We start from the raw sequence: 26,549 nt of genomic DNA, 5'->3' as shown, positions 1-26,549 counted from the left end.
GGAACAAGTCATGCCGCTTATTACCGTTGGGGACTATCTGTTGTCGCGTCTGGAAGAGGCCGGGATCGGCCATTTGTTCGGCGTACCCGGCGACTACAATTTGCAGTTTCTTGACCGGGTTATCGGGCGTGCCGATATCGGCTGGGTGGGCTGCGCGAACGAACTGAATGCCGCCTATGCTGCCGATGGCTATGCCCGCTGTAATGGCGCGGCGGCGCTGCTGACCACCTTTGGCGTGGGGGAGCTGAGCGCGCTGAATGGGGTCGCCGGTAGCTTCGCGGAATACCTTCCCGTTATTCATATTGTCGGCGCACCGCCTTCTGCGGCGGCTGATGAAGGGCTCTTGCTGCATCATACGCTGGGCGATGGCGATTATAACCATTTCATCCGGATGTATCAGGCAGTCACGGTGACGCAGGCGACCCTCACCGTTGACAATGCCGCGCGCGAGATTGACCGGCTGTTGCAAGCCGCGCTGCGCTTACGGCGACCTGTCTATCTCTTGCTGCCCAGCGATGTTGCCGAAGCAAAAATCCCGCCACCGGTTGCGCCGCTTTCGGCTGAACTACAGGTAAATAGCGCTTCAGCAGACGCTTTTGCGGCTGCCGTTGAACAGCGACTCTCTGCGGCCCGTAGCGTTTCACTGCTGGCAGATTTTCTTGCCGATCGGGCCGGTCAGAAGGCAGCGCTTCGCCAGCTGCTTACCGAGGTACCGATGCCATTCGCCACGCTGCTGATGGGAAAAAGCGTTCTCTGTGAGCAGCTGCCGGGATTCGCCGGAACATACTCCGGTACCGCCAGCGCGGGTGCCACCCGGGAAATTATCGAAAATGCGCAACTCATTATCTGCGTTGGCGTGCTGTATACCGACACTATTACTGCTGGTTTCACGCAGCAGATCGCAGAAGATAAAAGTATCGATATAGGGTTACACAGCAGTCGGATCGGCGATAAGCAATTCGACGATCTGCCGATGGCGGAAGCACTGAAGATCCTGCTGCCGCTGGCGAAGCGTTATCTCAGTCAGCATCCTCAGGTGCTGCCCGAGCCGCCGCCGCTGAACCATGAGGTTTCCGATACGCTGACGCAAAACACCTTCTGGGAAGCGATACAGGATTTTCTGCGGCCCGGTGATATTGTTCTGGCCGATCAGGGTACGGCCGCGTTTGGCGCGGCGGCCCTGTGTCTGCCCGAACAGGCCACTTTTATCAGTCAACCGCTGTGGGGCTCGATCGGGTACACCCTGCCTGCCGCCTATGGCGCAATGATCGCGGCGCCGGAGCGGCGGGTAATATTGCTGACCGGAGACGGTTCTGCCCAGCTGACGATACAGGAAATGGGGTCGATGCTGCGTGACGAGCTGAAACCGGTCATATTTGTGCTGAATAATGGCGGTTACACCGTCGAACGGGCTATTCACGGTGAGCATCAACGCTACAATGATATAGCCGAATGGGATTGGGTGCGGCTGCCGCAGGCCTTTAGCCTGAACGCGCAGGCGCAGAGCTGGCGCGTGACGCAGGGCGTTCAGCTGGTTGAGGTGATGAAGGTGATCGGGCAGACTTCCCGCTTCTCTCTGGTCGAAGTGGTGCTGCCGCAGCTTGATCTCCCTCCGTTGCTGACTGCCGTCACTCGGGCGCTTAGCCAGCGTAACGGTGATCATCAGGAGAAATCAGATTGATGCCCGTGTGCAAGGCGTCTTCAGGCAGGTAAGGTAAGCGGCTGGCGTGATCGTCTTAATCCTGCTGGAGGATTGGCGTTGTCGTTTGAGTGGAGGAAATTTATAGTGTGTTTAAATGACGTAAGCGGAGCAAAACAATAATGACTACGTATGCTTTGGTAGGTGATGTCGGCGGCACTAATGCGCGCCTGGCACTGTGTGATGTTGAGAACGGTGCCATTTCACAAGCCAAAACGTTCTCCACAGCAGATTACGACAGCCTTGAAGCGGTTATCCGTTGCTATCTGGATGAGCAAAAACAGCCGATTACCGATGGCTGCATCGCTATCGCCTGCCCGATTACCGAAGACTGGGTAGAGATGACCAACCATGACTGGGCATTTTCCGCCAGTAAAATGAAGGCGAACCTGGGCTTCGATCATCTGGAGATCATCAATGACTTCACCGCCGTATCGATGGCGATCCCGATGCTTTCTGAACATGACGTCATGCAGTTTGGCGGTTCTGAGCCGGTAAAAGATAAACCTGTTGCCGTTTACGGCGCAGGAACCGGGCTGGGCGTGGCGCATCTCGTCCACGTCGATCGGCGCTGGGTGAGCCTGCCGGGTGAAGGTGGGCACGTTGACTTCGCCGCCAACAGTGACGAAGAGGATATGATCCTGGAAGTGCTGCGGGCAGAACTGGGCCATGTTTCAGCCGAGCGCGTCCTTTCGGGTGCCGGCCTGGTCAATTTGTACCGTGCTATCGTGAAGTCGGACAACCGCGTACCGGAAAACCTGAAGCCGAAAGATGTGTCGCAGCGTGCGCTGGATGACAGCTGTACTGACTGCCGTCGCGCGCTGGCGATGTTCTGCGTCATCATGGGGCGCTTTGGCGGCAATCTTGCGTTAACCATGGCGACGTTCGGCGGCGTTTATATCGCAGGCGGTATTGTGCCGCGCTTCCTGGAGTTCTTTAAGGCGTCCGGCTTTCGTGCAGCGTTCGAAGATAAAGGACGCTTCAGGGATTATGTGCAGAACATTCCTGTTTATCTGATCACCCACGATCAGCCCGGCCTGTTAGGTGCCGGCGCCCATCTGCGTCAGACGCTGGGCAGCGTACTCTGAGCCTGTAGCTTTAGGGCCGTAAAGGCCCTGAAGCTACAGCCGCATCAGCTGCCGGAAGGCTTTGACCTTACTGCGGCTGACCGGCACCTGAAAGGTCAGATCGCGCAGCTTAAGCATATAGGTATTGTTGAACCAAGGTTCAATCTCCCGGATTTTGCTGAGGTTCACACAGTAAGAGCGGTGACAGCGAAAGAAGCTCTCTTCGGGCAACCGGCTGCAAAACTCCGTGATAGTCATCGACATCACATACTCTTCCCGACGCGTATAGACAAACGTCATCTTCTCGTGCGCTTCAACGTAGTAAATATCGTCAATGTCGGTCACGATAATCCGCTCGTCTTTCACCAGATTGACGGTATGCGTGGCAGGACGCGGTGCTTCCGGATTGCTGAGTATTTGCGCCTGATGCAGCGTATTTTCCAGCTTGCGTAGCATGGTGACGATACGCATCTCGTGATAGGGCTTGAGAATATAGTCGAACGCTTCCAGTTCAAACGCCTCAATAGCGTGCTCTTTACAGGCGGTAATAAAGACAATCAGCGGTTTGTGTGAAAATTTACTGATGTTTTGCGCCAGCAGCACGCCATCCAGCGAGGGGATATTGATATCCAGAAAGATCACATCCACCTCATGGGTTTGCAGATACTTCAGCACGTCCAGACCGTCATCAAAGGTCGCCTCAATAGCGATCTGACTGTGCTGCCGGATAAGCCAGCTCAGCTCCTGCTGCGCCAGAAATTCATCCTCAACGATAATGGCTTTCATGCTGATTTTCCTGATGAGTGGCGTGGCGGGGGAGTAACGCTACGCGCTGATTTTCGGGCAGCAGCGTACCGTTTTTACTGATAAAGAAGGTGATTTCCGTTCCCGGCTTCAGGCGCTGAATATGCAGTCCTTCTCCATAGCGCAGCTTAACGCGGTGGTGAACGTTAAGTAATCCAATCTTGTTGCCCGGCATTTCATTGTTTTTCACCCTCGCCATCACCTCGTCACTGATACCGTTGCCCGTATCCCTTACCGAGATCCTTACCCGATCCCCCCGATCTTTCAGGCTCAGTGTCACCACACCTTTACCCCGGCAGGGATGAATACCGTGGACGATAGCATTTTCAATCAGCGGCTGGATCAGCAGGCTTGGCAGGTGGCAGTTAATCTCTTCATCAATATCATAGATAACCGTCAGCTTATCGCCGAAGCGCGCCTGTTCGATGGCGATATAATCTTTAATCTGATAAAGCTCTTTCTTGATATCGATAATCTCATCATCGTTCAGCTCAAGGTTATAGCGCAGGTAACGTGACAGATTCGTAATCAGCTGCCGCGCGGTGTCCGGATTAATGCGGATAGAAGAGGAGATGGCGTTCAGTGCGTTGAACAGAAAATGCGGGTTAATTTTGCTCTGCAGCGCCCGCAGCTCGGCTTTATTGGCCATTTCCCGCAGCTGCTCGGCGCGTGAAACCTCAAGCTGCGTCGAGATGATCTGTGACAGACCGACCGCCATCTCTTTCAGGGACCAGGTGATGCGGTGAGCATGGCGGTAATAGATTTTCAGCGTGCCGGTCACTTCCCCTTTTTCCCACAGTGGAATCACAATCATTGAATGGATTTCCGGCGTACGGTGAGCCTCGTCATTATTTTTAATGATGATCTCTCCATTAGCGATCGCCTTCGCGGTGGTGGGGCTGATGCCATCGTCGCCGTAAAGATAGTTCTCCTCACCGACGCCAACGTAGGCGAGGATCTGATTCTTATTGGTCATCGCGACCGCGTCGGCGTTGATATCATGGCGGATGATGGCGCATATCTTACGCAGCGATTCACCGTTAACCTGGCGAAACAGCGGCAGGGTTTTATTGGCTATCTCCAGCGCCAGTTTGGCCTGCCGCGCAGCGACCGCCTCTTTCTCCCCCTCAACGCTCTGCACCAGAAGAACGATCAGGCCGATACTGGCCGCTCCCAGGATCATCGGCAGCGCAATCTCACTGATGATCTCAACGCCCAGCGCGGTTGGCTCTGCAAAGAGCAGAATCAGCACCATGGTCAGCGTTTCGCACAACATGCCGCCGATGATGCCCATGCTCCAGCGCTTCTCTTTTATCACCCTGAGGTTGATCCAGCCGGAAACGCAGCCCGCCGTTATGCTGGTAATCAGGCAGGGAATCGAAGTAACGCCATGGATATCAATCAAAAACCGGTGTACGCCGGCGATAATGCCAGTGGCAATCCCGACCCAGGGGCCAAAGAGAATGCCGCCGGAAATGATGGCGATGGTACGGACGTTAACCAGCGACCCTTCAACGTTGATGCCGCTCCAGGTGCCGAACAGGGCGAACAGCGAAAAAATGGCTGTCACCACCATCAGTTCCTGACGGGAGTGTTCATCCTTTTGCAGGAGCTGCCGGAAGTGGCGGGTGCGGGTCAGAAAGAACAGACAGATTAGCATTAGCGCTGCGCGGTCTAGTACGGCTAGCAGCATTTCGAACATGGAGTGCACGGGCGCCTCAGCGACGGTAAACAAGAGGGACATCATAAGGAAACCGCGTGCGATGTGCCAGGCGTGCTGGCAGCGAACGGACCAGAATCCCTGTCTGGATCAATTTTGCCTTTATTATTCCGTAAGAGACGGCGCCAGGATAATGAAGGCGCCGTCATAATCAGGGTTCAGCGCATTTGCGATTTGCCCAGCGGCGTCAGCATCGCCTCAGTAGCGCGGCCCACAAAATCCACCTCAAAATCGTCGGCGGCGAAATCCGGCGGAGAGCGTCCCTCAATAAAAGCGGGCCACTGCCGCTGAAGATAGGCGGCGTTTTTCTCACACCAGGGGGCGCTGGCTATATACATAACGTTGCTGTCCGCTTCGCCGCGATGCTCATTTTCCACCGCATGAACCACATCACAGTGCCAGAACACCGCATCTCCCGCTTCCATATCGGGAATTGGGGAAATCCCACTGAGCAAAAGGGGATGCCACTCTTCACTGATGGAGAGCGCACGGCCTGGCGCCGCGCCGCAGAGATCGTCTTCCGGCACATCATCCTGCAGCGCACGCAGCAGAATCCAGGCCATGGCGTCAGCCACAGGCAGCAGATTCAGCGTGCCGCCATGCCTGCGCTGCGGCGTGAGCGCGGTCCAGCCCTGGAAAGTGCGGAACATCGAGCAGACGGCGGGGGAAGCAAATTCACGGACTTCCGTGCGCATCTCCCCGTCAAAGGGGTTGTAGCGCTGCCATTCACCGCTGAAAACGTGACGATAGACGTGGCGGAAATGCTCATCCAGCCAGCGTTCAAGCGAACCGCCATCGACGTGCGGGGAGAGGCCCAGCGAGCCGGCACCCGGCTGGCGACGGCGAATGCGATCGGCATAGCTGACAATCCGCGTCGGATCGAAATGCTGTTTGCCCTGGCTTTCGGTCTGCCACAGAGAATTAAGAAACACCTGCACCGCGTTCATACGCTCATGCTGACGGGCAGCAACCTGAGGACGGGACCAGTAAACGCCGTAGATCTGCGGTTTACCCTGCTTCAGGTCGCCAAAATAGTTATCTTTGGCAGCGCCTTTAAGGCGTCCTGCAAAATCGTTGCGTTCAAGGTATTCGCCAATCTCCTGATTCCAGGCTGCCGCTTCATGCTGCGGAAAGAGGCCGTGAACCGTACAGCATCCACGCTGGCGTATGCGTGATTTCTGCTCCTCTGTTATCCGCTGCTGAAGAATATCCTCAGCCTGAATTTGCGGGACAGGGTTGTTTCCCTGCTGCTGCTCCAGGTGAATTTGCTCGATTTGCTGCCGGATATGCGCATCCACCTGAAGAAAAACGTCGCGATAGTGCGGCAGGTTTTCCCGCAACTGACGTTTGATATCGCGGATCTTTTGCGGAATATTTTCATTTTTGAGGGCGGGCATTGTGGTTCTCCTGTAACAACATCGTTATGGTTATGTTGGTTCCAGAAGGATTAGAGCGCGTAAAAGCGGTAATAAAAAGGGGCGTAAATTTTAATCACATTCCCCTTTTGTGAGGAGACTATGCAACTCGTAACAGAACGACTGAGCCTGACCCGCTTAAAGCCTGAAGACTGGCAGTTATTTCATCGGGTACATACCGATGAAACCACTATGCGCTATATCAGCGCCGTACCGCAGCTTGCCGATATCCGTCAGCGCTTTTCTGACCGGCTGGCACCCTGGCAGCCCACCAGTTTCCATATGCTCTGTATGGCCATCCGGCTGAAAGAGAGCGGGGAGGATATCGGCATGATTGGCGCTAATGCCGAGTGGGCACCCTACCGCCAGGCAGAAGTGGGCTATACGCTGCTGAAAACCCATTTCGGCAAGGGATACGGCAGCGAGGCGCTGGCCGTTTTCGCCGATTACCTCCAGAACGAGTGTGAATTTCACAAACTCAAGGCCCAGGTTGTGGAAGGTAACTGGGCCTCAAGACGTGTGCTGGAAAAGAATGGTTTTCAACTTGAAGGGACGCTACGGGATAATTATCTGCTACGTGGCGAATGGGTGAACGACTGGGTGTTTGGCCGGCTGAAATCTGACCGATAACATTTATTTTATGCTGTCCTCTCGACAGCAGACTGACGCGTAAGTTATGTTCGTTATTCGACCAGTTTCTGGTCAGCGTCGCTCGGACGGTCCGGGCGCTAACGTACATCTGAGGAATCTATGGCTGACTCCAGCGCTTCACGTCGTTTTTCCCGTATAGAACGTCTTCCACCCTATGTGTTTAATATCACTGCCGAACTGAAAATGGCTGCCCGTCGGCGTGGTGAAGACATTATCGATTTCAGTATGGGTAACCCTGATGGCCCGACGCCACCCCATATCGTCGAAAAGCTCTGTGCCGTCGCCCAGCGCGAGGATACCCACGGCTACTCGACCTCACGCGGCATACCGCGCCTGCGTCGCGCCATATCCCGCTGGTATGCTGACCGCTATCAGGTGGAGATCGATCCCGATTCGGAAGCGATCGTCACTATCGGGTCGAAAGAGGGGCTGGCTCACCTGATGCTGGCCACGCTGGATCATGGCGATACGGTACTGGTCCCTAATCCCAGCTACCCGATCCATATCTACGGCGCGGTTATCGCCGGCGCGCAGGTGCGTTCCGTGCCGCTGGTGGAAGGCGTGGATTTTTTCAACGAGCTGGAGCGGGCGATCCGCGAAAGTTACCCCAAGCCGAAGATGATGGTGCTGGGCTTTCCCTCTAACCCGACGTCGCAGTGCGTGGAGCTGGACTTCTTTGAACGCGTCATCGCGCTGGCAAAACAGTATAACGTGCTGGTTATCCACGATCTCGCCTATGCCGATATCGTTTATGACGGCTGGAAAGCGCCTTCCATTATGCAGGTACCGGGCGCACGCGACGTGGCCGTTGAGTTTTTCACTCTCTCTAAAAGCTATAACATGGCCGGCTGGCGCATCGGCTTTATGGTGGGAAACAAAGAACTGGTGGCTGCGCTGGCCAGAATCAAAAGCTATCACGACTATGGCACCTTCACGCCATTACAGGTCGCGGCTATTGCCGCCCTGGAAGGGGATCAGCAGTGCGTGCGGGATATTGCGGAGCAGTACAAGCGCCGCCGTGATGTGCTGGTGAAGGGGCTGCATGAGGCGGGCTGGATGGTAGATATTCCTAAAGCTTCAATGTATGTCTGGGCCAAAATTCCTGCCCGTTATGCTGGTATGGGATCGCTGGAGTTTGCCAAGCATTTGCTTCAGGAAGCGAAGGTGTGCGTCTCTCCGGGTATCGGGTTCGGTGATTATGGCGACACGCATGTGCGTTTTGCGCTGATTGAGAACAGCGATCGTATCCGACAAGCAATCAGAGGGATTAAAGCGATGTTTCGCGCCGACGGTATCTTACCGGGGACGGTGAAAGCGGGCGAAGAAGCGGTCTGATTTAACAGGACAGGTCGCCAGACCTGCCCTGAAAGTGGCTCTCTGGTTCTACAGCATCAGATAAAAGGTGCCGGCCCAGAGCAGCAGAATAAAAGAAATTCCCATCAAAGCATATTTCACAAGCAACGCTCCTGAGCGAACGCAACCGGCCCCTGCCAGGGCTGCGTAACGCAGACAGATTAACCGCAAGCACGATCTCCTGCGGTCAGGTGGCCATGGAGTCGCCATGGCAGAATCGGTCGCTAATTTACCTGCTATTATCGCTAAAATAAAGGCGATTCTTCTGGTCGTGCCGCCATTTCCGCGTTATTCAATCGTGGGTACCACAGACATGCCGACCCGCAGACGCGCCAGTTCGGGCTGACCCGGTTCCAGCATAATTTTCACCGGCAAACGCTGAGTGACTTTTGTGTAATTGCCCGTTGCGTTATCGGCGGTGATGGCGGCGAACGTGGAACCGGTGGCGGGAGCAATACTGTCCACATGACCCCGCAGGGTTACACCCGGCAGCGCATCAACCTCGACGGAAACCTTCTGACCCGATTTGACCTGAGCCAGCTGCGTCTCCAGAAAGTTCGCAACGATGTAAGTTTGCTGTAGCGGCACCACGGCCAGCAGGCGTGTTCCGGCGGCAACCCAGGCGCCCTGGCGCACCGAGCGTTGCCCAACTGCACCGTCGATCGGTGCGGTAATAGTGGTATAGGAAAGATTCAGGCGCGCCTGATCGACGCTTGCGCTTGAGGCCGCGATATCCGCTCTGGCCTGTTTAAGGCTCGCCTGAAGAATCCCAACCTCTTTGCGGGCAACCAGCGCGGCCGCCTGATTCTGACGTAACTGGGCGGCAGCTTCCTGCATCGACGCCAGGGTTCTTTGCTGCTCATCGGCGGTGGCGGTGCCCGACTTAAGCAGGCGGCGATAACGTCCGGCGTTCTGCTCCGCATAGCGCAGTGTCGCTTCGCTGGCGCTGACGGCGGCATCGCTCTGGGCAATAGTCGCCTGCTGCTGTTCAAGCTGCGCCTGGATGCTGCTGAGTTTGGCCTGGCTGATTTGCAGGTTCGCCTCGGCTGTTTCCAGCGCCACGCGATAGTCGCGATCGTCAATGGTTGCCAGCGTATCGCCAGCCTTAACGGTCTGATTATCGCCGACGTTGACGGTATTGATATAGCCGGACACTTTTGGTGCCACCAGCGTGTAGTCGGCAGCCACGACGGCATCATTGGTACGTGCCTGGTTACGTATCATCGCTGACCAGATGATAAAGGCGATCCCAAGCAGGATCGCTAAAAGTAAAGCCAGCGTGAAGGTTCTTTTTGCAGGTGTGAAGCTCATATTATTATCTCGTTGCTTGCGTAACGGGTTGAAGAAGCGTTTGTGGTGGATAAACACGTTTCGGTAGCCAGACGGTCAACAAAATGACCAGCAGGGCAAAACCAATAATGGCCATGTAAGCGTCGCTGATGCTCAGGATCATCGCCTGCTCTTTTACCAGGCTGGCGAAGCGATGAAGATTTTCAGCCGAGCTGATCGTGCCATCCGGTAGCAGCGGCGTCAGCGGGCTGGCCTGGGTACTGCTTTCCGCTGTCATCAACCATGGCCGGTTACCGAGCTGATCGACCAGCGTATGGGAGTGAAACTGCTCACGATGCGTCAGGAAATTTTCCACCAGGGTTCCCGCCGCCACGCTGGAGAAGCCACGCACGGTATTGAACATCGCTGAAGCCCAGGGACCTTCCGGCGGCAGCACCACGCTGGTTGCACTCATCAGCACAGGCAGGATCATCATTGGCTGTCCCCACGCCTGAAGCGCCTGGATCAGCCAGAAATTCTGGCGGGCCCACTCGCCGGTCAGCTGCATCCCCAGCAGGCAGGAAAGGCTCAACAACAGCGCGCCCACCGTCAGCATCCAGCGGGCATCAATCCAGCGCCGGTTAAGCAGCGCGGCGAGAAAAGGCGCGATGATCAGCTGGGGCAGGCCTATCGCCAGCGCCAGCGGTGCAAACTGGACGGTGCGAAACCCCTCGACCTGACCAAACCAGGCGGCGGGAAGCGCCGAGCCGGAAAGGCCGATCAGCAAGACGCCAGCCAGCACCAGCAGGCCATGCAGCAGGTTCCGCCGCGCCAGCATTTGCAGTTTGAACAGCGGCAGCGGGTGGAACCATTCATTAATAAAGAAAACGATCAGCAGCGCCGCGGCAGACAGCAGCATGGCGACGATCAGCGGCGACTGAAGCCAGTCGTGCCGTTCGCCCTGGGTCAGCGCCAGTATCAGCAGCGCCATACCGCTACATCCTGTCAGCATGCCGAAAAGATCGATCTGACGGAAACGCTCAAAGCGCGTTGGATCCTGCGGAATACCCCAACTAATCAGCCCAATGGCGAGCAGGCAGGGTGGAATCACTTGCCAGAAAACGAACTGCCAGCCGACCAGGTCTGTCCAGAAGGCCGCCAGCGAAGCGGCCATGTTGGGACCAAAGGTGGCGGTAAGCGCATAGGTAGCCAGGCCATAAAGTTTCACGCCGGGCGGCAGGAAACGAAGCGCGACGGTCATCAGCAACGGCGGCAGCGCCCCGCCGAACAGCCCCTGTACCACTCTCAGAGCAATAAAAAGTCCGGGCGTGGGCGCGAAAGGTTGAAGCAGACCAATCAGCGCAAAGCCCGAGGCGACGACCAGCGCAAAGCGGCGTAATGAAAAAGTGACGGCGAACCACGGCGATAGCATCATCGCGGCCACTTCAGCCGCCTGATAGGTCGAGGTAATCCAGCTCGCCTGGTCGTAATCAAAGCCAATAGCGGCGCGAACATCCGCCAGAGCAAGATCGGTCACGCGGTCGTTTAATCCTGAAGTCAGCGCCGCAATCAGTACCCCCACCAGCCCGAGCGCCAGACGCAGGGTAAAAGGGTGGAGTACCGGAGCGGGAGCCGGTTGAACATTCATAGCAGGGGTTCCAGACTGGGAGAGTATTTAATTCGATGCACTGTACTGCATTGTGGTACATTTGCCGCGAATACTACCCTGTGGCTGGCCGCATTGCAATCTGCTACAGCCTGCCAGACGGGGTAAAAAGTGCTAAAGTAGCGGCATCTAACAAGGAAGGAGCGCCTATGTCCGATCCCTCAGCGCTGCGTGACGATGAACGTTCTGGTGGCATCCAGGTGATCGCACGGGCAGCGAAGATACTTAATGCGCTTGGCGAATGTCCAAACGGGATGAGTCTGGGCGAGATTGCTCAGGCGGTTGCCTTACCGCGTTCTACCGTGCAGCGTATCGTTAGCGCGCTGGATTCGGTCCAGCTGGTGCGGGTTCAGGGCGCTGGCGGCGTACGCCTTGGGCCGGCGCTGCTTCGTCTGATCGCGACGGTGCACACCGATGTGGTCGCGATTGCTCAGCCCTGGCTGCAATCCCTGTGCGATGCTACCGGGGAAACCGTATCGCTGGCCCGCGCCAGCGGGCTTCAACTGGCGATTGTCCACTGCGTCGTTGCCGATCGGGAACTTCGTGTGGTGCCCCGTATCGGCATGAATTTACCGCTTTACAGCACCTCGGGCGGTAAAGCGCTGATGGCGCTGGACAGCGATGAGGCCGCCAGGGCGCTGGTGGGCGACGCCTATGAAGCGATGACCGATCTGACCATCAAAACATTTCCGGAACTGCTGGCAAGCCTGAAGGCGATCAGACGTACCGGGATTTCATACGATCGGGGAGAAACGCTGGAAGGGATCTCTACCATGGCGGTAGCGATTGATACCATTCTGGGACGTTATTCCATCAGTCTTCTTGTGCCCTCAACCCGTTTTCAGAAGCATGAAGCGCGCTTCCGGGATGCGATTCTGAAATGCAAAGAGGGGCTGGTTGACGAGATTGGTAAGGCGGCCCTTCGTGACTGAGAGGAGAGGGAAATGAGTACGCTTTTAGTGGCGGTGGACAACTCACTGATTGCCCGTAAGGTAACCCAGCTCGCCAGCGAGCAGGCTCTGGCGCAGAATGCCGATGTGGTGGTCTTATGCTGCGTTGACGCCAGCTATGCCGGGCCGGGCAGTACGTTGATCATCGAGGCGGGGGAGGATCCCGGCGACTTTGGCGCCGCGCTGGATGAGCAGAACACGGCAGAGGCCGCAGTGCGTATGGCTCTCTCGGTGCTCCATGCGCATGGCGTCCGGGCAACAGGCCGCGTAGTGGCTGGCGAGTCTGCGCAAACGATCGTCGCTCAGGCTAACGAGGTAAACGCGACAATGATCGTGATGGGGCGCCGCCATCTCTCTTCCTTTAACCGTCTTCTGAAAGGATCGGTCAGCGCCGCCGTTATTGAACGGGCCAGCTGTCCGGTTCTGGTGGATGTAAGAGACGTAAAGCAGGTGAAAACGGCGTAATGAGCGAGCTTAGCGGCTGATGAGCATCGCGCCCGCTTGATCCTGTCAGGCAAAGCCTGACGCACATTCTGCGTCGGGCTGGCACTTCCGGCTAATTATTCATCGGAGCAGGTGGGTATGATCGCCGCGTCGCAGCAACACAATGCAAAAAAAAGCCCGCTCGCCGCGGGCATAACATATTGTTATTTTAAATTAAATCCTGGTGTGGTGCAGACAAATCGCTTTGCCTGACCGCATAGTCGCACTCCTGTTCTGCTATTGCCAGACGGCATTCTGAATTGAATCAATCGGTAAAAAGATGCAATAACGACGTAAAGTCTGTGCAAATCGTTTTTTTCCGATAGTGTGGCGCGCCTGAATTGATATTATCCTGCACCGGAGGAGACGTTGAATATGAAAAAAAGAAAGACCGGCCTTATGGCGCTGGCCGTACTATTAATTGCTGGTTGCACGTCAGGTAAGCCTGGCGCCTTTGAAAAGGTGGATGAAGATCCAGCAGTAAATACCGTTCAGTATCGTTTTAATCCCGACACCGTAAATAAAACGGCGATGGAAAATGAGGCGGAGCGCTACTGTGCGGAACGGGGATTTGACAAAGCAGAGCTTATTAGCCCACATGAAAGCCGGCTGCCCGGGTTGATGAAGGTCTGGTATCAGTGTAATTACGCGATTAAAAGCTAGAAATAAAAAGGCGGGAGTTATCCCGCCTGAAGAGTAGTGCTTATTTATTTTTATATTGCTGTGTGCAGGCTTTGCCCGCCAGAAGCTGACTTTAGGTCCGCTTCCTGTCTACCCCTCAACGGTGACAACGCTGGCGTTTTACGTATTCTTCAGCCGTGAAATTAAGCTTCACCGAAATCCTACGCTTTCGCCGGTTGCGGCCCATATTATCGGGGTAAATTTCTTACCGGTGCCCGTGATGCCAGCCCGCACCGTGATGATGTCCGCTGTGGTGCCCGCCGCCGTGGTAGCCGTTGCCACGATGACCATCGTGAACGATACAGCCGCTCAGTAGCAGCATTACGCCGAGAACTGAAACATATTTTACGGTTTTTTTCATAGCCACAACTCCTTCACTTTCTTAATGGGGTCAACCTTACAAAACAAAAGTGGAGGAATAATGCGTGTTATGTAGAGATATTCGCGAAGTCATTTCAAAATAATTCTGCACGCACAACCTGACTGCACGTGGGCGCTATCATAAATAAGATAATGATGAAAAAAAAGCTATATCCTGAAGAATCTTCTTAAAGAGGAGGTTGGGACAACGAACGCTAATACGAATCACTTGCACTTTACGACGGCAGAACGGCAATTATGTCGTAAACTAAGCGTACGTTTTATTTAAGGAGATATTATGCGCTATCAGGTAGAAAACGTTCTGGCTGCCCAGGCGGAACTGGGAGAATGCCCGGTCTGGTCGGTCAGCGAACAGGTACTCTGGTTTGTTGATATCCTCGCACCAGCGCTGCATCGTTTCGATCCCAAAACGGGCGAGCACCGGGTGTTGCCGGTGGCTGAACATATAGGCTGTTTTGGGCTTAATGAAGAGGGCGGCTTCGTGGCGGCATTGCGCAGCGGCGTCTGTATGCTCGATGCCACAGGCCAGATCGCGCAGCGCATAGCACCCAACCCAGGCGATGCGCCCCGCAGCCGGTTTAATGATGGGCGTGTGGATCGTCGTGGCCGCTTCTGGTGCGGCAGCCTCTGGGAACCGCAGGATCGTAATGGTGCCGTGCTATGCAGGCTGGATGCGGCACTGAACCTGACAGTGCAGGAACGGGACATCATGATCTCCAACGGGCTGGCTTTCTCACCCGATGACCGCTGGATGTATCACTCTGACACGCCGAATGGCGTACTGTATCGCTATCCTGTCGACGACAACGGTGAGATCGGTCAACGGGAAGTGGTGCGCCGCTTTGTACAGGCCGAAGGTGGCCTGCCGGACGGTGCGGCGGTAGACAGTGAGGGATACTACTGGTCAGCGATGTTCGACGGTTCGCGCGTGATCCGCCTTGATCCCTCAAACGGTGAAATCGTTGACGAAATTCCTCTTCCGGTTCGCTGGCCCACCATGGTGGCGTTCGGCGGCGACGATCTCAAAACGCTCTACATTACCAGTTCCCGTGAGGATCGTAGCGCTGAAGAGTTGGCGGCCTACCCTCAGTCTGGCGATGTTTTTGCGGTCCGCGTTGCGGTAGCCGGATTGCCTGAGCCTGTTTTCAGCGCCAGAAAGGCTGACCACAACCAGCGGTAAACAGAAGCGACCTGCGGCGGCCAGGCATAATCACATGCTATCCGGCCACGACATCTCAGGCCTGTGGCCTGGCCGCAAAAAAATCGTCCCGCGCCATTAAGGTTGCGGGACGATTTATTTACTCTGGCGTGATCCGCCGATTGTGCTGTCGATGTGCCTTCTGGCTGGCCGCTTAACTCAGGCGTGCTGCAGCGTTTTTTTACCTTCCCGCAGCGCATTCGGCAGGCGGATAGTGGCAGACATAATCAGTGAGATGACCAGCAGGGCGGTAATCAGGCTGAATGTGACGGTAAAGCCGCCGAACAGTGAAGCGATCAGGGAACCCATTACGCTGCCAATCCCGAAGCCCAGATAAATCAAGCCGTAATTTTTCGTCAGGTTATTCAGGCCAAAAAAGTCGCTGACCAGTGAAGGATAAACGGTGATGGTGCCGCCGAAGCTGAAGGCCACGCAGGCGATAGAGATAAAGAAAGTGGTTTCGTTCATCTGGGTGAAGAGCAGAATGCCCATCCCTACCAGCGAAACGCTCTGCGCCAGCGTAATCACCCGGATGCGGGCGATTTTATCAGAGAGCACGCCAAGGATAAGGCGGCCGCTGAGATTGGCTATCGCAATAATGGTGACGGCATTCGCGGCGGTCTGCGCGGAAAGATGCACCAGGCCTTCCCCGATATCCTTGGCGACGCCTATCACGTAAAGACCACTCATACAGGCAGTCAGAAACATCAGCGCCAGCATCCAGTACTGAGGCAGACGAACGGCTTCCGTCAGGGAAAAATCGCGGGCCTGGCTAACTGAATCAGTCCGGGTTGGCTGCTGCTGTGGCGCATCTTTCATCAGAAGCGCACCGGCGATAATCATAATCATTGCCAGTCCACCCCAGATCATAAAGGTGGTTTCGAGACTGTTCTCGCTAAGCAGGTAGCTGCAGATAAATTTGAAGCCCAGGCTGCCGAGGCCGTAGGCGCCAATCGCGCAGGCGGAAATGACGCCTTTGCGCTCAGGAAACCATTTCACGCAGTTGGAAAGCGTCATCAGATAGCCTGCGCCGTCCGCCAGCCCAACCAGTACGCCCGCGCTGAGATAAAGCATAAACAGGTTTTCTGAATGGGCGGTGAGGAAAAATCCCACGGCCATCAGTACGCCTGCGCCGATAGTCACATTACGCACGCCGAACCGTTCCTGAAGTTTGCCCGCCAGCGAAGAGGCAATCGCCAGCCCCAGGCTGAGCAGCCCAAACGAAAACGCAACCTCGCTCACCGAGGCCGCCAGCTTATGGGAAAGCTGCCCGTTAAACAGACTCCAGGTATAAACAGAGCCAAGGGCAAACTGCGTAATGATAGTCCCGACCAGGGTTAGCCAGCGGGTACGGTTGACGCTGGGGCTGAGAGGTTGTGTGCTCATTGGGATGCTCCCGGAGAAGGTTTAAGTGATTGAGCACATCATAGGGGCAGGCTTTATCGCGCGGGGGGATTAAGGCATGAACTGCCGCCAGTACGGAATGAACTGCCGTCAGGGAGGTATGAATGACCGGACAAAAGGTGCAAAAGCCCTTTATGCGGGCGTGTCACGCGTCCGGATTACATGAAAGAAGAGAACAGAAAAAGAAGGCGGTGAAGGGGAGGTTGAAGACCAGCCAGGAAGTAAAGGTTAACATAAGAGGCCGCCAGCGCTGACGGCCTTCTGTCTGTTACTTATCGGAAACGGCGATGCGCATATTGCGCATATCATTTCCGGTTGGCGTCTGATGAACACGCAGACCAAATTCTGGCAGGACGGCAAAGATATGGTCGAAAATATCCGCCTGAATTTTTTCATACTCCAGCCAGGCGGTCGTCGTGGTAAAGGCGTAAATCTCGATCGGCAAGCCGTCCGGACCCGGTGCCAGTTGACGAACCATCAGCGTCATCCCTTTATGGATCTGAGGATGTGACTGCAGCCAGGCGTCGAGCCAGGCGCGAAAAGTGCCGATATTGGTCATATGTCGGCCATTCAGCGGCGTGCTCGTATCGCACTGAAGCTGCGCATTATAGGCGGTCACTTCCTGCGTTTTACCTTCAAGATAAGGTGTCAGGAAATGCGCACGTTTCAGCGCGGCGATCTCCTCGTCAGAAAGAAAATGGATGCTGGTGGTATCAATATTAATGCTGCGCTTGATGCGCCGCCCGCCAGACTCAGACATCCCACGCCAGTTTTTAAACGAGTCGGAAATCAGCGCGTAGGTGGGAATGGTGGTAATAGTTTTATCCCAGTTGCGGACTTTAACGGTCGTCAGACCAATGTCGATAACGTCGCCGTCCGCACCATATTTCGGCATATCCAGCCAGTCGCCCAGCTTCAGCATGTCATTGGCCGAAAGCTGTATGCCGGCAACAAGGCCGAGGATAGGATCTTTAAACACCAGCATCAGCACCGCCGTCATGGCGCCCAGACCGGTGAGCAGCACCAGCGGTGACTTGCCGATCAGCACCGAGATAATCATCAGCGTGACCAGCAGTGCAGCGATCAGCTTCAGGCTCTGCAATATGCCCCGCAGCGGAAGCTGGTGGGCCAGCGCGCTTTTATCGGAGAGTTCCAGGAAGACATCCAGCAGAGAAAAGAACATCAGCAGGCTGAAGATCATCATCCACACCTGGCTGAATACCATCATCACAGCATAGAGCGGCTCAATGCCGGTCAGAAACAGTTCAATCTGTAACTGCAGCAAAATGCCCTGGACCAGCAGCGCGAAGCGGCTGAAAAGATTTCTGTCGATAATCGACTTCGGCCACTGACGCGACGACTTATTGGCATAGCGGCGCAAAAAAGGCAGCACGGCATGATGCAGCAGGGCGTGTACGATCAGGGAGATAACCAGGATTATGCCGATAAGGGCAAACTTGGCAATGAGTGGCGCATAGGGAAGGTTGAAGGCGGTAAACCATTCAATAAGCAGCTGGTGCATCAGAAAGTATTCCATTTTATTTACGCTAATCCGATGTACGCTTCTCATCCTGAGAAGAGACGCACATCATTATCCACTTATCCCTGTTCAGGCTGGCAGGGATACAGGGCAGGAGAAGCATACGTGCAGCGGCATGGCAGATCAAATCGGTGATAACACTCTTTACGCGTCATCCCGCAAAAAAAGAAGCGCGACGCATTGAGAAACCCGATTCCGCCTGATGCAAAATGCGCTTTCAGCGCCGGACCGGGTTTTGGTTACTTCTGGATATAACTGCGGATAGCTTCCGCCACGGCTTTATTACCGTGACGTTCGTCACGATGTTCCGTATCGTCAGCCACTTTTTCAAGATATTTATTCAGCTTGCCGCCGGTTGGCACGTTGCCATAGGCAATCAGCATTTGCACGATATGCCTGAGCGCGAGTAATTCCACAGTGAGGCGTTCAACGATAGGGTCTTTGTCTGGCATGGGGGCTTCACTCCTTAAATGATAACTGCCTGCCAGCTTAGGCGAACGGTCAGAAAGCAATCCGCGGAATACAGCAAAATTAGTAGGGTAATTTAGGATATTTTATGCGGGCATCTACGCAGTAAAGGCCTGGCTGTCAGAGGACGGGACCGGATGCCCTGCCGCGAGTTAACCGGCATGGGCGCGCGTTGACGAATCTATCGTTCCGGTAAAATATCAGGCGGCGGTAATTTTATGCTGGATAATCGTTACGCCGCCTGCGTTCGCATTACCGTGGCCGGGTGGTAGAGAGCGCAACTGACCAGGTTTCTCCCTGACAGCGCGGGCAGGTATGCGTGCAGTCGTGGGTAATCTCCTGCGTCTGCCCACAATGGTTACAGGCATAGGTGCCGGTCAGGGGGACGCGGGAAAAGTCTGCCCGGTGGGGCGGCGGCAGTACGGAAAGACCAGGCCGGACATCGGCATGATCGTAGAGAAAGGTACTTATCTGTCCATCAAGTTCGACCAGCGCCAGCCGGACCTGACCGAGATGCTCAATACCGTCCTGACGAAGCTCCATAAAAAACTCATCTTCTGAAATGTTGAGGCCGCGCAGGCTCTCCAGTTCATACAATCCGTCTTTGATTAGCGTAATCACCTCGCCTTCCACCCAGTTTGAAAAACGCGGACTCCGGGCCATAACATAAGTGGTGAACCGGTAAAGCAGCAGCAAAACGACAAATACCATCGCGACCGGCAGCACCGGCACGTCGTCGTAAAAAGTAACATCGCCGGAAGCGGAGCCCAGCGTAAGAATAATGACCAGTTCAAACAGCGAAAGCTGCCTGATACCGCGCCTGCCGGATATTTTCAGAAACGAAAAAACGATGATATAAGCGAAAAGGACGCGTACGGCAACTTCACCCAGAAACGAAATGGGGAGGTCGTTCAGAAAAAAACGCTGCCAGTCAACGTTGACCATGGGGAAAGCTCCAGTTTGCGACCTGAATACGTCAGAAAAGAAGCGCAGAATAAAATCAGGCCTGAGAACTGTCAACGAGGTCACAAGAGGAAAGCGGAGAAATCATGAGCGATCATGACGTCAGGTCGTGATGGAAGCGCATCTTTTTAATGCGCGACCCTGTTTTTTGTGGCTAAGGGGAGCCTGTCACTCGGGCTGCGGTTGTCGCGATCGGCAGGTAATATGCTTGAGCGCTTCCCTGAGCCTGAATGCTATGTACTGAGGCTGGGCTTTTACCGCACGCCTTATGACCCGATCAGCCGGGAGCCTGTTCTGCTACTGAGAAAAATCTGGCCGCTACTTTCCGTTACATTCCCGTTTTTTATTCCTCAGCCTCACATCGCATAAAAGATGGATGCTGTGCATAAAAAGACTTTGCTCCGTCCGGATAACGGAAAATATCAGAACTTCAGTTGTCAGTTATTGGCTTTTTTTAGCAAAAACAGATTAAGTAAATTTATAATGGTTAAAAGATTTTTTCGCTGCGAAGGAACGCTGTATATAAATATTTTTGATTAATAATCGGCTGTAAAATCACTGCAAAAATAAAAAATATAGATTTTTCACCTCGATGATAATAATTTGTTTAATTCAACACCTTTAATGGATTTGATCGTTTTATGTGCGCCCTTGTTTTGTAAGACTTTTCGGTTAAATTAAGAAAATTCTTTTTAATCAAGGGGGTGATCTCATTTTGTTAAATAAATCCATCATCATATTTTGTTACATATTTTAATTTCCCCTTACGCCAGAAAGGTTTTTACACTCCTTCCACAGGTGCCTGTCTGATTGCATATGGTTCAGTTCAGGGCCAAAAAAATAACGTGTCAAATTTGCCAGTGAATGGAATGCGCTCGCTTTTGAACCCGGTTTTGCTTTACGTCTGATGACCACAGCAGGGATGTTGTCTGGGCAGGATAAGCCTTTCTTATTAATTTACTGGCAGTGACCTTTTTCTTTTCCTCAAGAACAGGGACAGCCATGTCTACTTCCTATCAGTCCGAAATCCCCAAAGCGCGCGTTAATATTCAGCTCAATCTGCACACCGGCGGTGCGCAGAAAAAAGTTGAACTGCCCCTCAAGTTACTGGTGGTGGGGGATTACAGCAACGGCGCCGAACAGCGTCCGCTCTCAGAGCGCGAGCCGGTTAACGTTAATAAAAACAATTTTAACAGCGTGCTGTCCGGCTTCTCTCCCGCGCTTAACCTTTCCGTTGAAAATACCCTGGCCGGTGACGGCAGCGAAGAAAACGTCAGCCTCACTTTCCGTGAAATGAAGGACTTTGAGCCGGAACAGGTGGCGCGTCAGTTACCCCAGCTGAAAGCGATGCTGGCGATGCGCAATCTGCTTCGCGACCTGAAGGCCAATCTGCTGGATAACGCCACCTTCCGTAAGGGGCTTGAAAAAATTCTGCTTGATCCGGCGCTCAGCGCTGAACTCAGGGCCGAGCTGTCGGCGCTGGCGGCAAAACAGGACTGACGTCCCTGACGTTTAATGGATTAACCCGGAGAAAATGCTGATGTCTGTACAAAGTGAACACGCCGTTGCCGGTGAACATGCCGTAACGGAACGCCCGGCGGCAGGAAGTGTGTATGCCTCGCTGTTTGAAAAAATTAACCTCAGCCCGGTCTCTGAACTCAGCGCGCTGGAGAGCTGGCAGGACAGCCAGGCGATGGCTGACGCCACCGCCGGTGAACGTCTGACGGCGGGTATGCAGGTGTTTCTGGAGTGCCTGGCGAAATCGGGCTCAGAAGTCGGTCGGCTGGACAAGACGCTGATCGATCACCATATCGCGGAGCTTGACTACGAGATTGGCCGCCAGCTGGATGCGGTGATGCATCATGAGCAGTTTCAGCAGGTTGAGTCTTTATGGCGCGGGCTGAAGTCGCTGGTGGATAAAACCGACTTCCGTCAGAACGTCAAAATCGAACTGCTTGACCTCTCCAAAGAGGATTTGCGTCAGGATTTTGAGGACGTTCCGGAGATTATTCAGAGTGGGTTATACCAGCACACCTACACGGCGGAATACGACAGCCCCGGCGGCGAGCCGATCGCCGCGCTGATTTCTGCTTACGAGTTTGACGCCTCGGCGCAGGATGTGGCGCTGCTGCGCAATATCTCCCGGGTTTCTGCCGCCGCGCATATGCCGTTTATCGGCTCGGCGGGCCCGCAGTTTTTCCTGAAGGAGTCGATGGAGGAGGTCGCTGCCATTAAGGATATCGGCAGCTACTTTGACCGCGCGGAATACATCAAATGGAAGGCCTTCCGGGAAACCGACGATTCCCGTTACATCGGCCTGGTGATGCCGCGCGTGCTGGGTCGTCTGCCCTATGGGCCGGACACCGTGCCGGTGCGCAGCTTCAACTACGTAGAAGAAGTGAAAGGCCCCGACCACGATAAATACCTGTGGACCAACGCCTCTTTTGCCTTTGCCGCCAACATGGTGAAAAGCTTCATCAACAACGGCTGGTGCGTGCAAATCCGTGGCCCGCAGGCCGGCGGGGCGGTGCAGGATCTGCCGATCCATCTGTACGATCTCGGCACCGGCAATCAGGTGAAAATCCCGTCAGAGGTGATGATCCCGGAAACCCGCGAGTTTGAGTTCGCCAGCCTCGGCTTCATTCCGCTGTCCTATTACAAAAACCGCGACTACGCCTGTTTCTTCTCGGCGAACTCCACGCAAAAACCCGCGCAGTATGAGACGGCGGATGCCACGGCTAACAGCCGCATCAACGCCCGCCTGCCGTACATCTTCCTGCTGTCGCGTATCGCGCACTACCTGAAGCTGATCCAGCGTGAAAACATCGGTACCACCAAAGACCGTCGTCTGCTGGAGTTAGAACTCAACACCTGGGTACGCAGCCTGGTGACGGAAATGACCGATCCGGGAGACGATCTGCAGGCATCACATCCGCTGCGTGATGCGAAAGTGGTGGTGGAGGATATTGAAGACAATCCCGGTTTCTTCCGCGTGAAGCTCTTTGCCGTCCCGCATTTCCAGGTGGAAGGGATGGACGTCAACCTGTCACTGGTTTCCCAGATGCCGAAAGCAAAATCGTAACCTGAGGCAGGAAGCCGATGAAAACGGAACAACCGTTATGGGGCAGGGGCATTATGGTCTCTCCCCAGCACTTCCAGCAACAGGCCGCATATGCGGCCTGGTCTGCGGAATGTATTGCCCGACTGGGCCTCTCCCATCCCTGGGGGATGATTGAGGCCACTTTCGAACCGGATGCTCTGAAGCTGGGTCGCCTGCAGGCCCGTCATCTGCACATCCGTTTCCCCGACGGCACGCTTATCGACACGGATAATGCCGATGACCTGCCGCCGGTGCTGGCACTTGAGAGTGAATCACAGCAAGTGGTGGTGGTTCTGGCGCTTCCGCTGCTGCGGGCGAATGGCGGCAACTGCCTTAAATCCGATGAAGTGGCTGAGCGACCTGTTCGCTATCGCCAGCGCTGGCGGGATGTCCGCAACGCCTTTGGAGAAGACACCCGTCAGATTGCGGTGATGCAGCCAGAGCTGACGCTGCGTTTTTCCCATCAGAACAACAGCGATTATCTGACCTGTCCGGTCGCCCGTCTGCAGCAGGATTCGCAAGGCAACTGGGCACTGGATGAAACGTTTCTCCCGCCGCTGCTCACCATTCAGGGCAGCCGCTGGCTGGCAACCCAGCTGGAACAGTTGATGACGCAGCTTCGCGCCCGTCTGAGCCGCCTGATGGCGATGCGCCGGGAAAGTAACGAGCGCATGGCCGATTTTGCCGTGGCCGACGTCTCCCTGTTCTGGCTGCTCAATGCCCTGAACAGCGCCGAGCCGGTGCTGGGACAGTTTCAGCGCAATCTGCAAAGTCCACCGGAGCGTCTGTATCCGGAACTGGCACGACTTGCGGGCAGTCTGCTGACCTTCTCGCTGGAACACCAGGTGAGTGCTATTCCGGTCTGGCAGCATGAGCAGTTGAACAACGTCTTCCCGCCGCTGTTTGATTTACTGGGTGATCTGCTGGAAGCCAGCCTGCCGTCGCGCGTGGTGTCAATCGAGCTTGAAAATGATCCCCGTCTCCACTTCTGGCAGGCCCGTCTGCATGATCCGCGCCTGCGTGAAGGAGCCGATTACTATCTCTCCGTACGTTCCCCCATGCCGGTAGCCCAGCTGCAGGAGCAGTTCCCGCGTCAGTGCAAGGTGGGCAGCCCGGATCATGTCCGGGGCATCGTCAACTCTTCACGGGTAGGGGTGCCACTGACGCCGCTGCGTCATGTCCCAGCCGCCATTCCGCTACGTCTGGAAAATCAATATTTCAGCCTCGATGTCTCCCATCCTCTGGCGACGGAAATGCTCCAGAGCGGCACCTGCATGTTCTACGTGCCGGGCATGCTCGGCGAGCCCGAACTTGAACTCTTTGCGGTACTGAGAACATGAGTGAATGTAAACGCGGCGCGGCCGCATCCATTGATATTGATGCCCTGTTACAGGACACCTGGCTGCAGGTGATCAGCCTGCGTCACGGCCCGACTTTTCAGGAGGGGGAGGGGCGCACGCTGTGGGAGCGCTGCATCGCTGATGTCGAACGTGTGCAGCGTGAGCTGAAAGCGAGCGAACTCGATGAAACCAGCTGCCAGCATATCCTCACTGCGCAGTGTGCACTGCTGGATGAGGCGGTCAAAGGTCGCGGCGTGGAGGATGATGCCTGCCTGCAGTGGTATGACATTCCCCTGCAGGGACATTTCCTCGGCACCATGGATGCCGGTGACACCTTGTGTGACCGGATGCGTGACGTGCTGCGTGAACCGGCGCCTGACCACGCTGTCATGACCTGCTTCCAGCGGGTGATGATGCTGGGATTCCTCGGCAGTTTCCGCTCTCTGAACGATCCGGCGCGTCAGAAACTCGTCAATGCGCTGAATGAACATGTCACACCGTTCAGCTACCCCCAGACCCAACCGGTGCTGGCGGAAAGCCCTGCCGGCTGGCGGATAGGCGGCTGGCTGTCATCATGGCCGGTGCGTACAGGACTGAGTGTAATTGTGCTCATCGCCCTGTGGTGGGGGCTGAACAACTGGCTCGATCAGATGCTGCTGACCCTGCTGCCGGGAGCCGTGCAATGAGTCCTGCACAACAGCGCGGCCTTGCGCTGTGGGCCGCCCTGCTCAGTGCGGTTGTCTGTCTGGGCTTTCTGCCGGTCTCCCGGTTGGCTGCCGTGCTGATTTTGCTGGCGGTTATCGGGCTGATCGCGGCGTTCGGATTCATCGCACGCCGTCGTGTTCAGGATGAGGTCATCCTGCCTCTGGATAACCTCCCGGAGGCGACATACCGCCAGCCCGTGGTGCTGGTCTGTGGCGACCTTCCGCTGGCGTGGCCACAACAGTCACCGGTTCTGAATGTTTCGCAGGGCTGCTGGATCCGGGTTGAAGACGATCAGACGCTGGAGCAGGTTGCCCGCCAGCTCCTGTGGCAGCGCCCGGAATGGGGGCGTCAGTTATCGGTAATGGTCACTGTCTGTCCGCAGAAGCACGCTGACAGCGAGCGGCTTACCAGCCGCCTGCTGGCTCTGCGCTGGCAAATCAGCCTGTTACGTAAGGAGAGTGGTCATCCTGTGCCGCTGATACTGAATGGACAGGCAGGCAGCGCAATGATGAGCAATATGTTGTGGCAGGCGGCGATCCCCGGCGAGGGGGTAAGAATCTGGCGTGAGTCCACTGCGCCCGGCTCAATTGCCGCATGGGTCAGCACCGGTGGTGCGCCTGCGATGCAGCAACAGGTGCTGATGAACAGCCTGATGCGCTGGTTCCATCAGCACGTCAAAGCGGTGTTTATGGATGAGAACCCCGATGTTCCGGTCATTGCACCTGGCGCGTTGCTCTGGGGGATGGGACCGATCCTGGCCGGAAGCCTGGCCTCTTCTGTCTGGACAGCATGGCTGTCTCGCTGCACCGGCATGCAACAGGTAGCTGGCTGGCAGCCGGTGGGAACGGACAGTACGGTTATTTCTCCGTTCCCGGATTTTATCCTGCCGCTACTGCCGGAAGGGCGAGGTCTGACGCCGCGTGAGCGAACCTGGCGTTGTGCGTTCGGGATCTTCACGCTGGCGGCCATTGCTGCGCTGCTCAGCAGTGGCTGGAACAATCGCCAGCTGCTGCATCGTGTGAGCTTCGATATTGCCCGTTATGGCCGCATCGGGATGGATGATTACGGCCCGAAAGCCGATGCCGTCACGGTTCTGCGTGAGGATGCCGCGCAGCTGGATAACTGGGCACGTAATGGTGTGCCCATCCGGATGAGCCTGGGCCTTTATCAGGGCGAACGCCTGCGTATGCCGTTGCTGGATGCCATTCGCTCGTATGTTCCGCCGCCACCGCCGCCCAAACCACAGCCGAAACCCAAACCGGTAGCGAAAATTGTCCGCCTCGACAGCATGTCGCTGTTCGATTCCGGCAAATCCGTGCTGAAGGCCGGTTCCACCAAAATGCTGGTTAACTCCCTTGTTGATATCAAAGCCAGACCCGGCTGGCTGATTGTGATCGCCGGTCATACCGACAACACCGGCAATCCACGGCTGAACCAGACGCTCTCTCTTGAGCGTGCCGGTGCAGTACGTGACTGGATGCGTGACACCGGCGATGTGCCGGAAAGCTGTTTTGCGGTGCAGGGCTATGGCGAGAGCCGTCCGATCGCAACTAATGACACCCCGGAGGGACGTGCGCTAAACCGGCGTGTCGAAATCAGTCTGGTACCCCAGGCAGACGCCTGTCAGATACCCGATACCAAAGCGTCACAGGATAAAAGTGACGCATTCACTCAAGAAATGGAGAAGTAAAT

24 protein-coding genes are annotated in these 26,549 nt (G+C 55.6%); 13 read left to right on the top strand and 11 right to left on the bottom strand.

What is annotated here, in order from left to right:
• Positions 1-10 precede the first annotated feature (10 nt).
• Both EA20_RS0102250 and glk read left to right on the top strand, forming a co-directional pair.
• Positions 11-1,681, top strand: a complete 1,671-nt coding sequence (locus EA20_RS0102250; protein WP_024965285.1) for an alpha-keto acid decarboxylase family protein — start codon at positions 11-13, stop codon at positions 1,679-1,681.
• A 140-nt stretch (positions 1,682-1,821) separates the two neighbouring features.
• On the top strand, positions 1,822-2,787 hold the full coding sequence (gene glk, locus EA20_RS0102245) for a glucokinase (protein ID WP_024965284.1): 966 nt from the start codon (positions 1,822-1,824) through the stop codon (positions 2,785-2,787).
• 33 nt (positions 2,788-2,820) lie between these two features.
• Here glk and EA20_RS0102240 read toward each other — a convergent pair whose 3' ends face one another.
• The 3 genes from EA20_RS0102240 to EA20_RS0102230 all read right to left on the bottom strand — a co-directional run bounded on the left by EA20_RS0102240 (position 2,821) and on the right by EA20_RS0102230 (position 6,687).
• On the bottom strand, positions 2,821-3,552 hold the full coding sequence (locus EA20_RS0102240; RefSeq protein ID WP_024965283.1) for a LytTR family DNA-binding domain-containing protein: 732 nt from the start codon (positions 3,550-3,552) through the stop codon (positions 2,821-2,823).
• A complete protein-coding gene (locus EA20_RS0102235) occupies positions 3,533-5,263 on the bottom strand; it encodes a sensor histidine kinase (RefSeq protein ID WP_024965282.1) in 1,731 nt (576 codons plus the stop codon). Before EA20_RS0102235 ends, EA20_RS0102240 begins: the two co-directional genes overlap by 20 nt.
• A 185-nt stretch (positions 5,264-5,448) precedes the next feature.
• Positions 5,449-6,687, bottom strand: a complete 1,239-nt coding sequence (locus EA20_RS0102230) for a DUF1479 domain-containing protein (RefSeq protein ID WP_024965281.1) — start codon at positions 6,685-6,687, stop codon at positions 5,449-5,451.
• A gap of 120 nt (positions 6,688-6,807) precedes the next feature.
• Here EA20_RS0102230 and EA20_RS0102225 point away from each other — a divergent pair, with 120 nt between their 5' ends.
• Together EA20_RS0102225 and alaC are read left to right on the top strand one after the other, a co-directional pair.
• The gene (locus EA20_RS0102225; RefSeq protein ID WP_024965280.1) at positions 6,808-7,335 is read left to right on the top strand and encodes a GNAT family N-acetyltransferase; all 528 of its coding nucleotides are present in this window, start codon (positions 6,808-6,810) and stop codon (positions 7,333-7,335) included.
• A 120-nt stretch (positions 7,336-7,455) separates the two neighbouring features.
• Entirely contained in the window at positions 7,456-8,691 is a 1,236-nt protein-coding gene (gene alaC, locus EA20_RS0102220) for an alanine transaminase (protein ID WP_024965279.1), read from the top strand.
• 48 nt (positions 8,692-8,739) lie between these two features.
• Here alaC and ypdK read toward each other — a convergent pair whose 3' ends face one another.
• The 3 genes from ypdK to EA20_RS0102205 all read right to left on the bottom strand — a co-directional run bounded on the left by ypdK (position 8,740) and on the right by EA20_RS0102205 (position 11,626).
• Positions 8,740-8,811: a membrane protein YpdK gene (gene ypdK / locus EA20_RS20720; protein WP_152540206.1), complete on the bottom strand. Its 72-nt coding sequence runs from the start codon at positions 8,809-8,811 to the stop codon at positions 8,740-8,742.
• A 186-nt stretch (positions 8,812-8,997) separates the two neighbouring features.
• On the bottom strand, positions 8,998-10,020 hold the full coding sequence (locus EA20_RS0102210) for an HlyD family secretion protein (RefSeq protein WP_024965278.1): 1,023 nt from the start codon (positions 10,018-10,020) through the stop codon (positions 8,998-9,000).
• A gap of 4 nt (positions 10,021-10,024) precedes the next feature.
• Complete coding sequence (locus EA20_RS0102205) at positions 10,025-11,626, bottom strand: MFS transporter (protein WP_024965277.1); 1,602 nt, start codon at positions 11,624-11,626, stop codon at positions 10,025-10,027.
• 167 nt (positions 11,627-11,793) lie between these two features.
• Between EA20_RS0102205 and EA20_RS0102200 the strand changes: the two genes are divergently transcribed.
• From EA20_RS0102200 to EA20_RS0102190, 3 genes are all read left to right on the top strand, one after another.
• Positions 11,794-12,576: an IclR family transcriptional regulator gene (locus tag EA20_RS0102200; RefSeq protein ID WP_024965276.1), complete on the top strand. Its 783-nt coding sequence runs from the start codon at positions 11,794-11,796 to the stop codon at positions 12,574-12,576.
• Between the two features lie 12 nt (positions 12,577-12,588).
• Entirely contained in the window at positions 12,589-13,059 is a 471-nt protein-coding gene (locus EA20_RS0102195) for a universal stress protein (RefSeq protein ID WP_024965275.1), read from the top strand.
• A gap of 393 nt (positions 13,060-13,452) precedes the next feature.
• Positions 13,453-13,740, top strand: a complete 288-nt coding sequence (locus EA20_RS0102190) for a hypothetical protein (protein WP_024965274.1) — start codon at positions 13,453-13,455, stop codon at positions 13,738-13,740.
• A gap of 223 nt (positions 13,741-13,963) precedes the next feature.
• Here the strand turns inward: EA20_RS0102190 and EA20_RS20955 are convergent, their stop codons facing one another.
• A complete protein-coding gene (locus EA20_RS20955; protein WP_200868302.1) occupies positions 13,964-14,119 on the bottom strand; it encodes a hypothetical protein in 156 nt (51 codons plus the stop codon).
• A 297-nt stretch (positions 14,120-14,416) separates the two neighbouring features.
• On the opposite strand from EA20_RS20955, the gene EA20_RS0102180 reads away from it, so the two are divergent.
• Positions 14,417-15,319: an SMP-30/gluconolactonase/LRE family protein gene (locus EA20_RS0102180; RefSeq protein WP_024965272.1), complete on the top strand. Its 903-nt coding sequence runs from the start codon at positions 14,417-14,419 to the stop codon at positions 15,317-15,319.
• Positions 15,320-15,496: 177 nt separating this feature from the next.
• Here EA20_RS0102180 and EA20_RS0102175 read toward each other — a convergent pair whose 3' ends face one another.
• The 4 genes from EA20_RS0102175 to EA20_RS0102155 all read right to left on the bottom strand — a co-directional run bounded on the left by EA20_RS0102175 (position 15,497) and on the right by EA20_RS0102155 (position 19,694).
• Positions 15,497-16,723, bottom strand: coding sequence for an MFS transporter (locus tag EA20_RS0102175; RefSeq protein WP_024965271.1), 1,227 nt, complete (start codon positions 16,721-16,723; stop codon positions 15,497-15,499).
• Between the two features lie 286 nt (positions 16,724-17,009).
• Positions 17,010-18,263 carry a mechanosensitive ion channel family protein gene (locus tag EA20_RS0102165; protein ID WP_024965270.1) on the bottom strand — a complete coding sequence of 418 codons (1,254 nt, stop codon included), beginning with the start codon at positions 18,261-18,263 and terminating at the stop codon, positions 17,010-17,012.
• A 257-nt stretch (positions 18,264-18,520) separates the two neighbouring features.
• Positions 18,521-18,733: a hypothetical protein gene (locus EA20_RS0102160; RefSeq protein ID WP_024965269.1), complete on the bottom strand. Its 213-nt coding sequence runs from the start codon at positions 18,731-18,733 to the stop codon at positions 18,521-18,523.
• 268 nt (positions 18,734-19,001) lie between these two features.
• Positions 19,002-19,694: a DUF421 domain-containing protein gene (locus EA20_RS0102155; RefSeq protein WP_024965268.1), complete on the bottom strand. Its 693-nt coding sequence runs from the start codon at positions 19,692-19,694 to the stop codon at positions 19,002-19,004.
• Between the two features lie 1,020 nt (positions 19,695-20,714).
• Between EA20_RS0102155 and tssB the strand changes: the two genes are divergently transcribed.
• From tssB to EA20_RS0102125, 5 genes are read left to right on the top strand one after another with little or no spacing between them, the layout of a single operon-like run.
• Positions 20,715-21,212 carry a type VI secretion system contractile sheath small subunit gene (tssB, locus tag EA20_RS0102145; RefSeq protein WP_024965267.1) on the top strand — a complete coding sequence of 166 codons (498 nt, stop codon included), beginning with the start codon at positions 20,715-20,717 and terminating at the stop codon, positions 21,210-21,212.
• 34 nt (positions 21,213-21,246) lie between these two features.
• On the top strand, positions 21,247-22,794 hold the full coding sequence (gene tssC, locus EA20_RS0102140) for a type VI secretion system contractile sheath large subunit (RefSeq protein WP_024965266.1): 1,548 nt from the start codon (positions 21,247-21,249) through the stop codon (positions 22,792-22,794).
• Between the two features lie 17 nt (positions 22,795-22,811).
• Entirely contained in the window at positions 22,812-24,152 is a 1,341-nt protein-coding gene (gene tssK, locus EA20_RS0102135) for a type VI secretion system baseplate subunit TssK (protein ID WP_024965265.1), read from the top strand.
• Positions 24,149-24,838 carry a type VI secretion system protein TssL, short form gene (gene tssL, locus EA20_RS0102130; protein ID WP_024965264.1) on the top strand — a complete coding sequence of 230 codons (690 nt, stop codon included), beginning with the start codon at positions 24,149-24,151 and terminating at the stop codon, positions 24,836-24,838. Before tssK ends, tssL begins: the two co-directional genes overlap by 4 nt.
• Positions 24,835-26,547, top strand: coding sequence for an OmpA family protein (locus EA20_RS0102125; RefSeq protein WP_024965263.1), 1,713 nt, complete (start codon positions 24,835-24,837; stop codon positions 26,545-26,547). The genes tssL and EA20_RS0102125 overlap by 4 nt, the downstream gene beginning before the upstream one ends.
• Positions 26,548-26,549: the final 2 nt, after the last annotated feature.

It is taken from the genome of Pantoea sp. IMH, assembly GCF_000599885.1.
Taxonomy (GTDB): Bacteria; Pseudomonadota; Gammaproteobacteria; order Enterobacterales; family Enterobacteriaceae; genus Erwinia.
This window is presented reverse-complemented; position numbering and strand designations above follow the sequence as displayed.

What these genes read in the sequence shown, in the direction of transcription:
- EA20_RS0102250 (WP_024965285.1), top strand. Translation starts at nt 11, where the DNA reads ATGCCGCTTATTACCGTTGGGGACTATCTGTTGTCGCGTCTGGAAGAG.
- glk (WP_024965284.1), top strand. Translation starts at nt 1,822, where the DNA reads ATGACTACGTATGCTTTGGTAGGTGATGTCGGCGGCACTAATGCGCGC.
- EA20_RS0102240 (WP_024965283.1), bottom strand. Translation starts at nt 3,552, where the DNA reads ATGAAAGCCATTATCGTTGAGGATGAATTTCTGGCGCAGCAGGAGCTG.
- EA20_RS0102235 (WP_024965282.1), bottom strand. Translation starts at nt 5,263, where the DNA reads ATGCTGCTAGCCGTACTAGACCGCGCAGCGCTAATGCTAATCTGTCTG.
- EA20_RS0102230 (WP_024965281.1), bottom strand. Translation starts at nt 6,687, where the DNA reads ATGCCCGCCCTCAAAAATGAAAATATTCCGCAAAAGATCCGCGATATC.
- EA20_RS0102225 (WP_024965280.1), top strand. Translation starts at nt 6,808, where the DNA reads ATGCAACTCGTAACAGAACGACTGAGCCTGACCCGCTTAAAGCCTGAA.
- alaC (WP_024965279.1), top strand. Translation starts at nt 7,456, where the DNA reads ATGGCTGACTCCAGCGCTTCACGTCGTTTTTCCCGTATAGAACGTCTT.
- EA20_RS0102210 (WP_024965278.1), bottom strand. Translation starts at nt 10,020, where the DNA reads ATGAGCTTCACACCTGCAAAAAGAACCTTCACGCTGGCTTTACTTTTA.
- EA20_RS0102205 (WP_024965277.1), bottom strand. Translation starts at nt 11,626, where the DNA reads ATGAATGTTCAACCGGCTCCCGCTCCGGTACTCCACCCTTTTACCCTG.
- EA20_RS0102200 (WP_024965276.1), top strand. Translation starts at nt 11,794, where the DNA reads ATGTCCGATCCCTCAGCGCTGCGTGACGATGAACGTTCTGGTGGCATC.
- EA20_RS0102195 (WP_024965275.1), top strand. Translation starts at nt 12,589, where the DNA reads ATGAGTACGCTTTTAGTGGCGGTGGACAACTCACTGATTGCCCGTAAG.
- EA20_RS0102190 (WP_024965274.1), top strand. Translation starts at nt 13,453, where the DNA reads ATGAAAAAAAGAAAGACCGGCCTTATGGCGCTGGCCGTACTATTAATT.
- EA20_RS20955 (WP_200868302.1), bottom strand. Translation starts at nt 14,119, where the DNA reads ATGAAAAAAACCGTAAAATATGTTTCAGTTCTCGGCGTAATGCTGCTA.
- EA20_RS0102180 (WP_024965272.1), top strand. Translation starts at nt 14,417, where the DNA reads ATGCGCTATCAGGTAGAAAACGTTCTGGCTGCCCAGGCGGAACTGGGA.
- EA20_RS0102175 (WP_024965271.1), bottom strand. Translation starts at nt 16,723, where the DNA reads ATGAGCACACAACCTCTCAGCCCCAGCGTCAACCGTACCCGCTGGCTA.
- EA20_RS0102165 (WP_024965270.1), bottom strand. Translation starts at nt 18,263, where the DNA reads ATGCACCAGCTGCTTATTGAATGGTTTACCGCCTTCAACCTTCCCTAT.
- EA20_RS0102160 (WP_024965269.1), bottom strand. Translation starts at nt 18,733, where the DNA reads ATGCCAGACAAAGACCCTATCGTTGAACGCCTCACTGTGGAATTACTC.
- EA20_RS0102155 (WP_024965268.1), bottom strand. Translation starts at nt 19,694, where the DNA reads ATGGTCAACGTTGACTGGCAGCGTTTTTTTCTGAACGACCTCCCCATT.
- tssB (WP_024965267.1), top strand. Translation starts at nt 20,715, where the DNA reads ATGTCTACTTCCTATCAGTCCGAAATCCCCAAAGCGCGCGTTAATATT.
- tssC (WP_024965266.1), top strand. Translation starts at nt 21,247, where the DNA reads ATGCTGATGTCTGTACAAAGTGAACACGCCGTTGCCGGTGAACATGCC.
- tssK (WP_024965265.1), top strand. Translation starts at nt 22,812, where the DNA reads ATGAAAACGGAACAACCGTTATGGGGCAGGGGCATTATGGTCTCTCCC.
- tssL (WP_024965264.1), top strand. Translation starts at nt 24,149, where the DNA reads ATGAGTGAATGTAAACGCGGCGCGGCCGCATCCATTGATATTGATGCC.
- EA20_RS0102125 (WP_024965263.1), top strand. Translation starts at nt 24,835, where the DNA reads ATGAGTCCTGCACAACAGCGCGGCCTTGCGCTGTGGGCCGCCCTGCTC.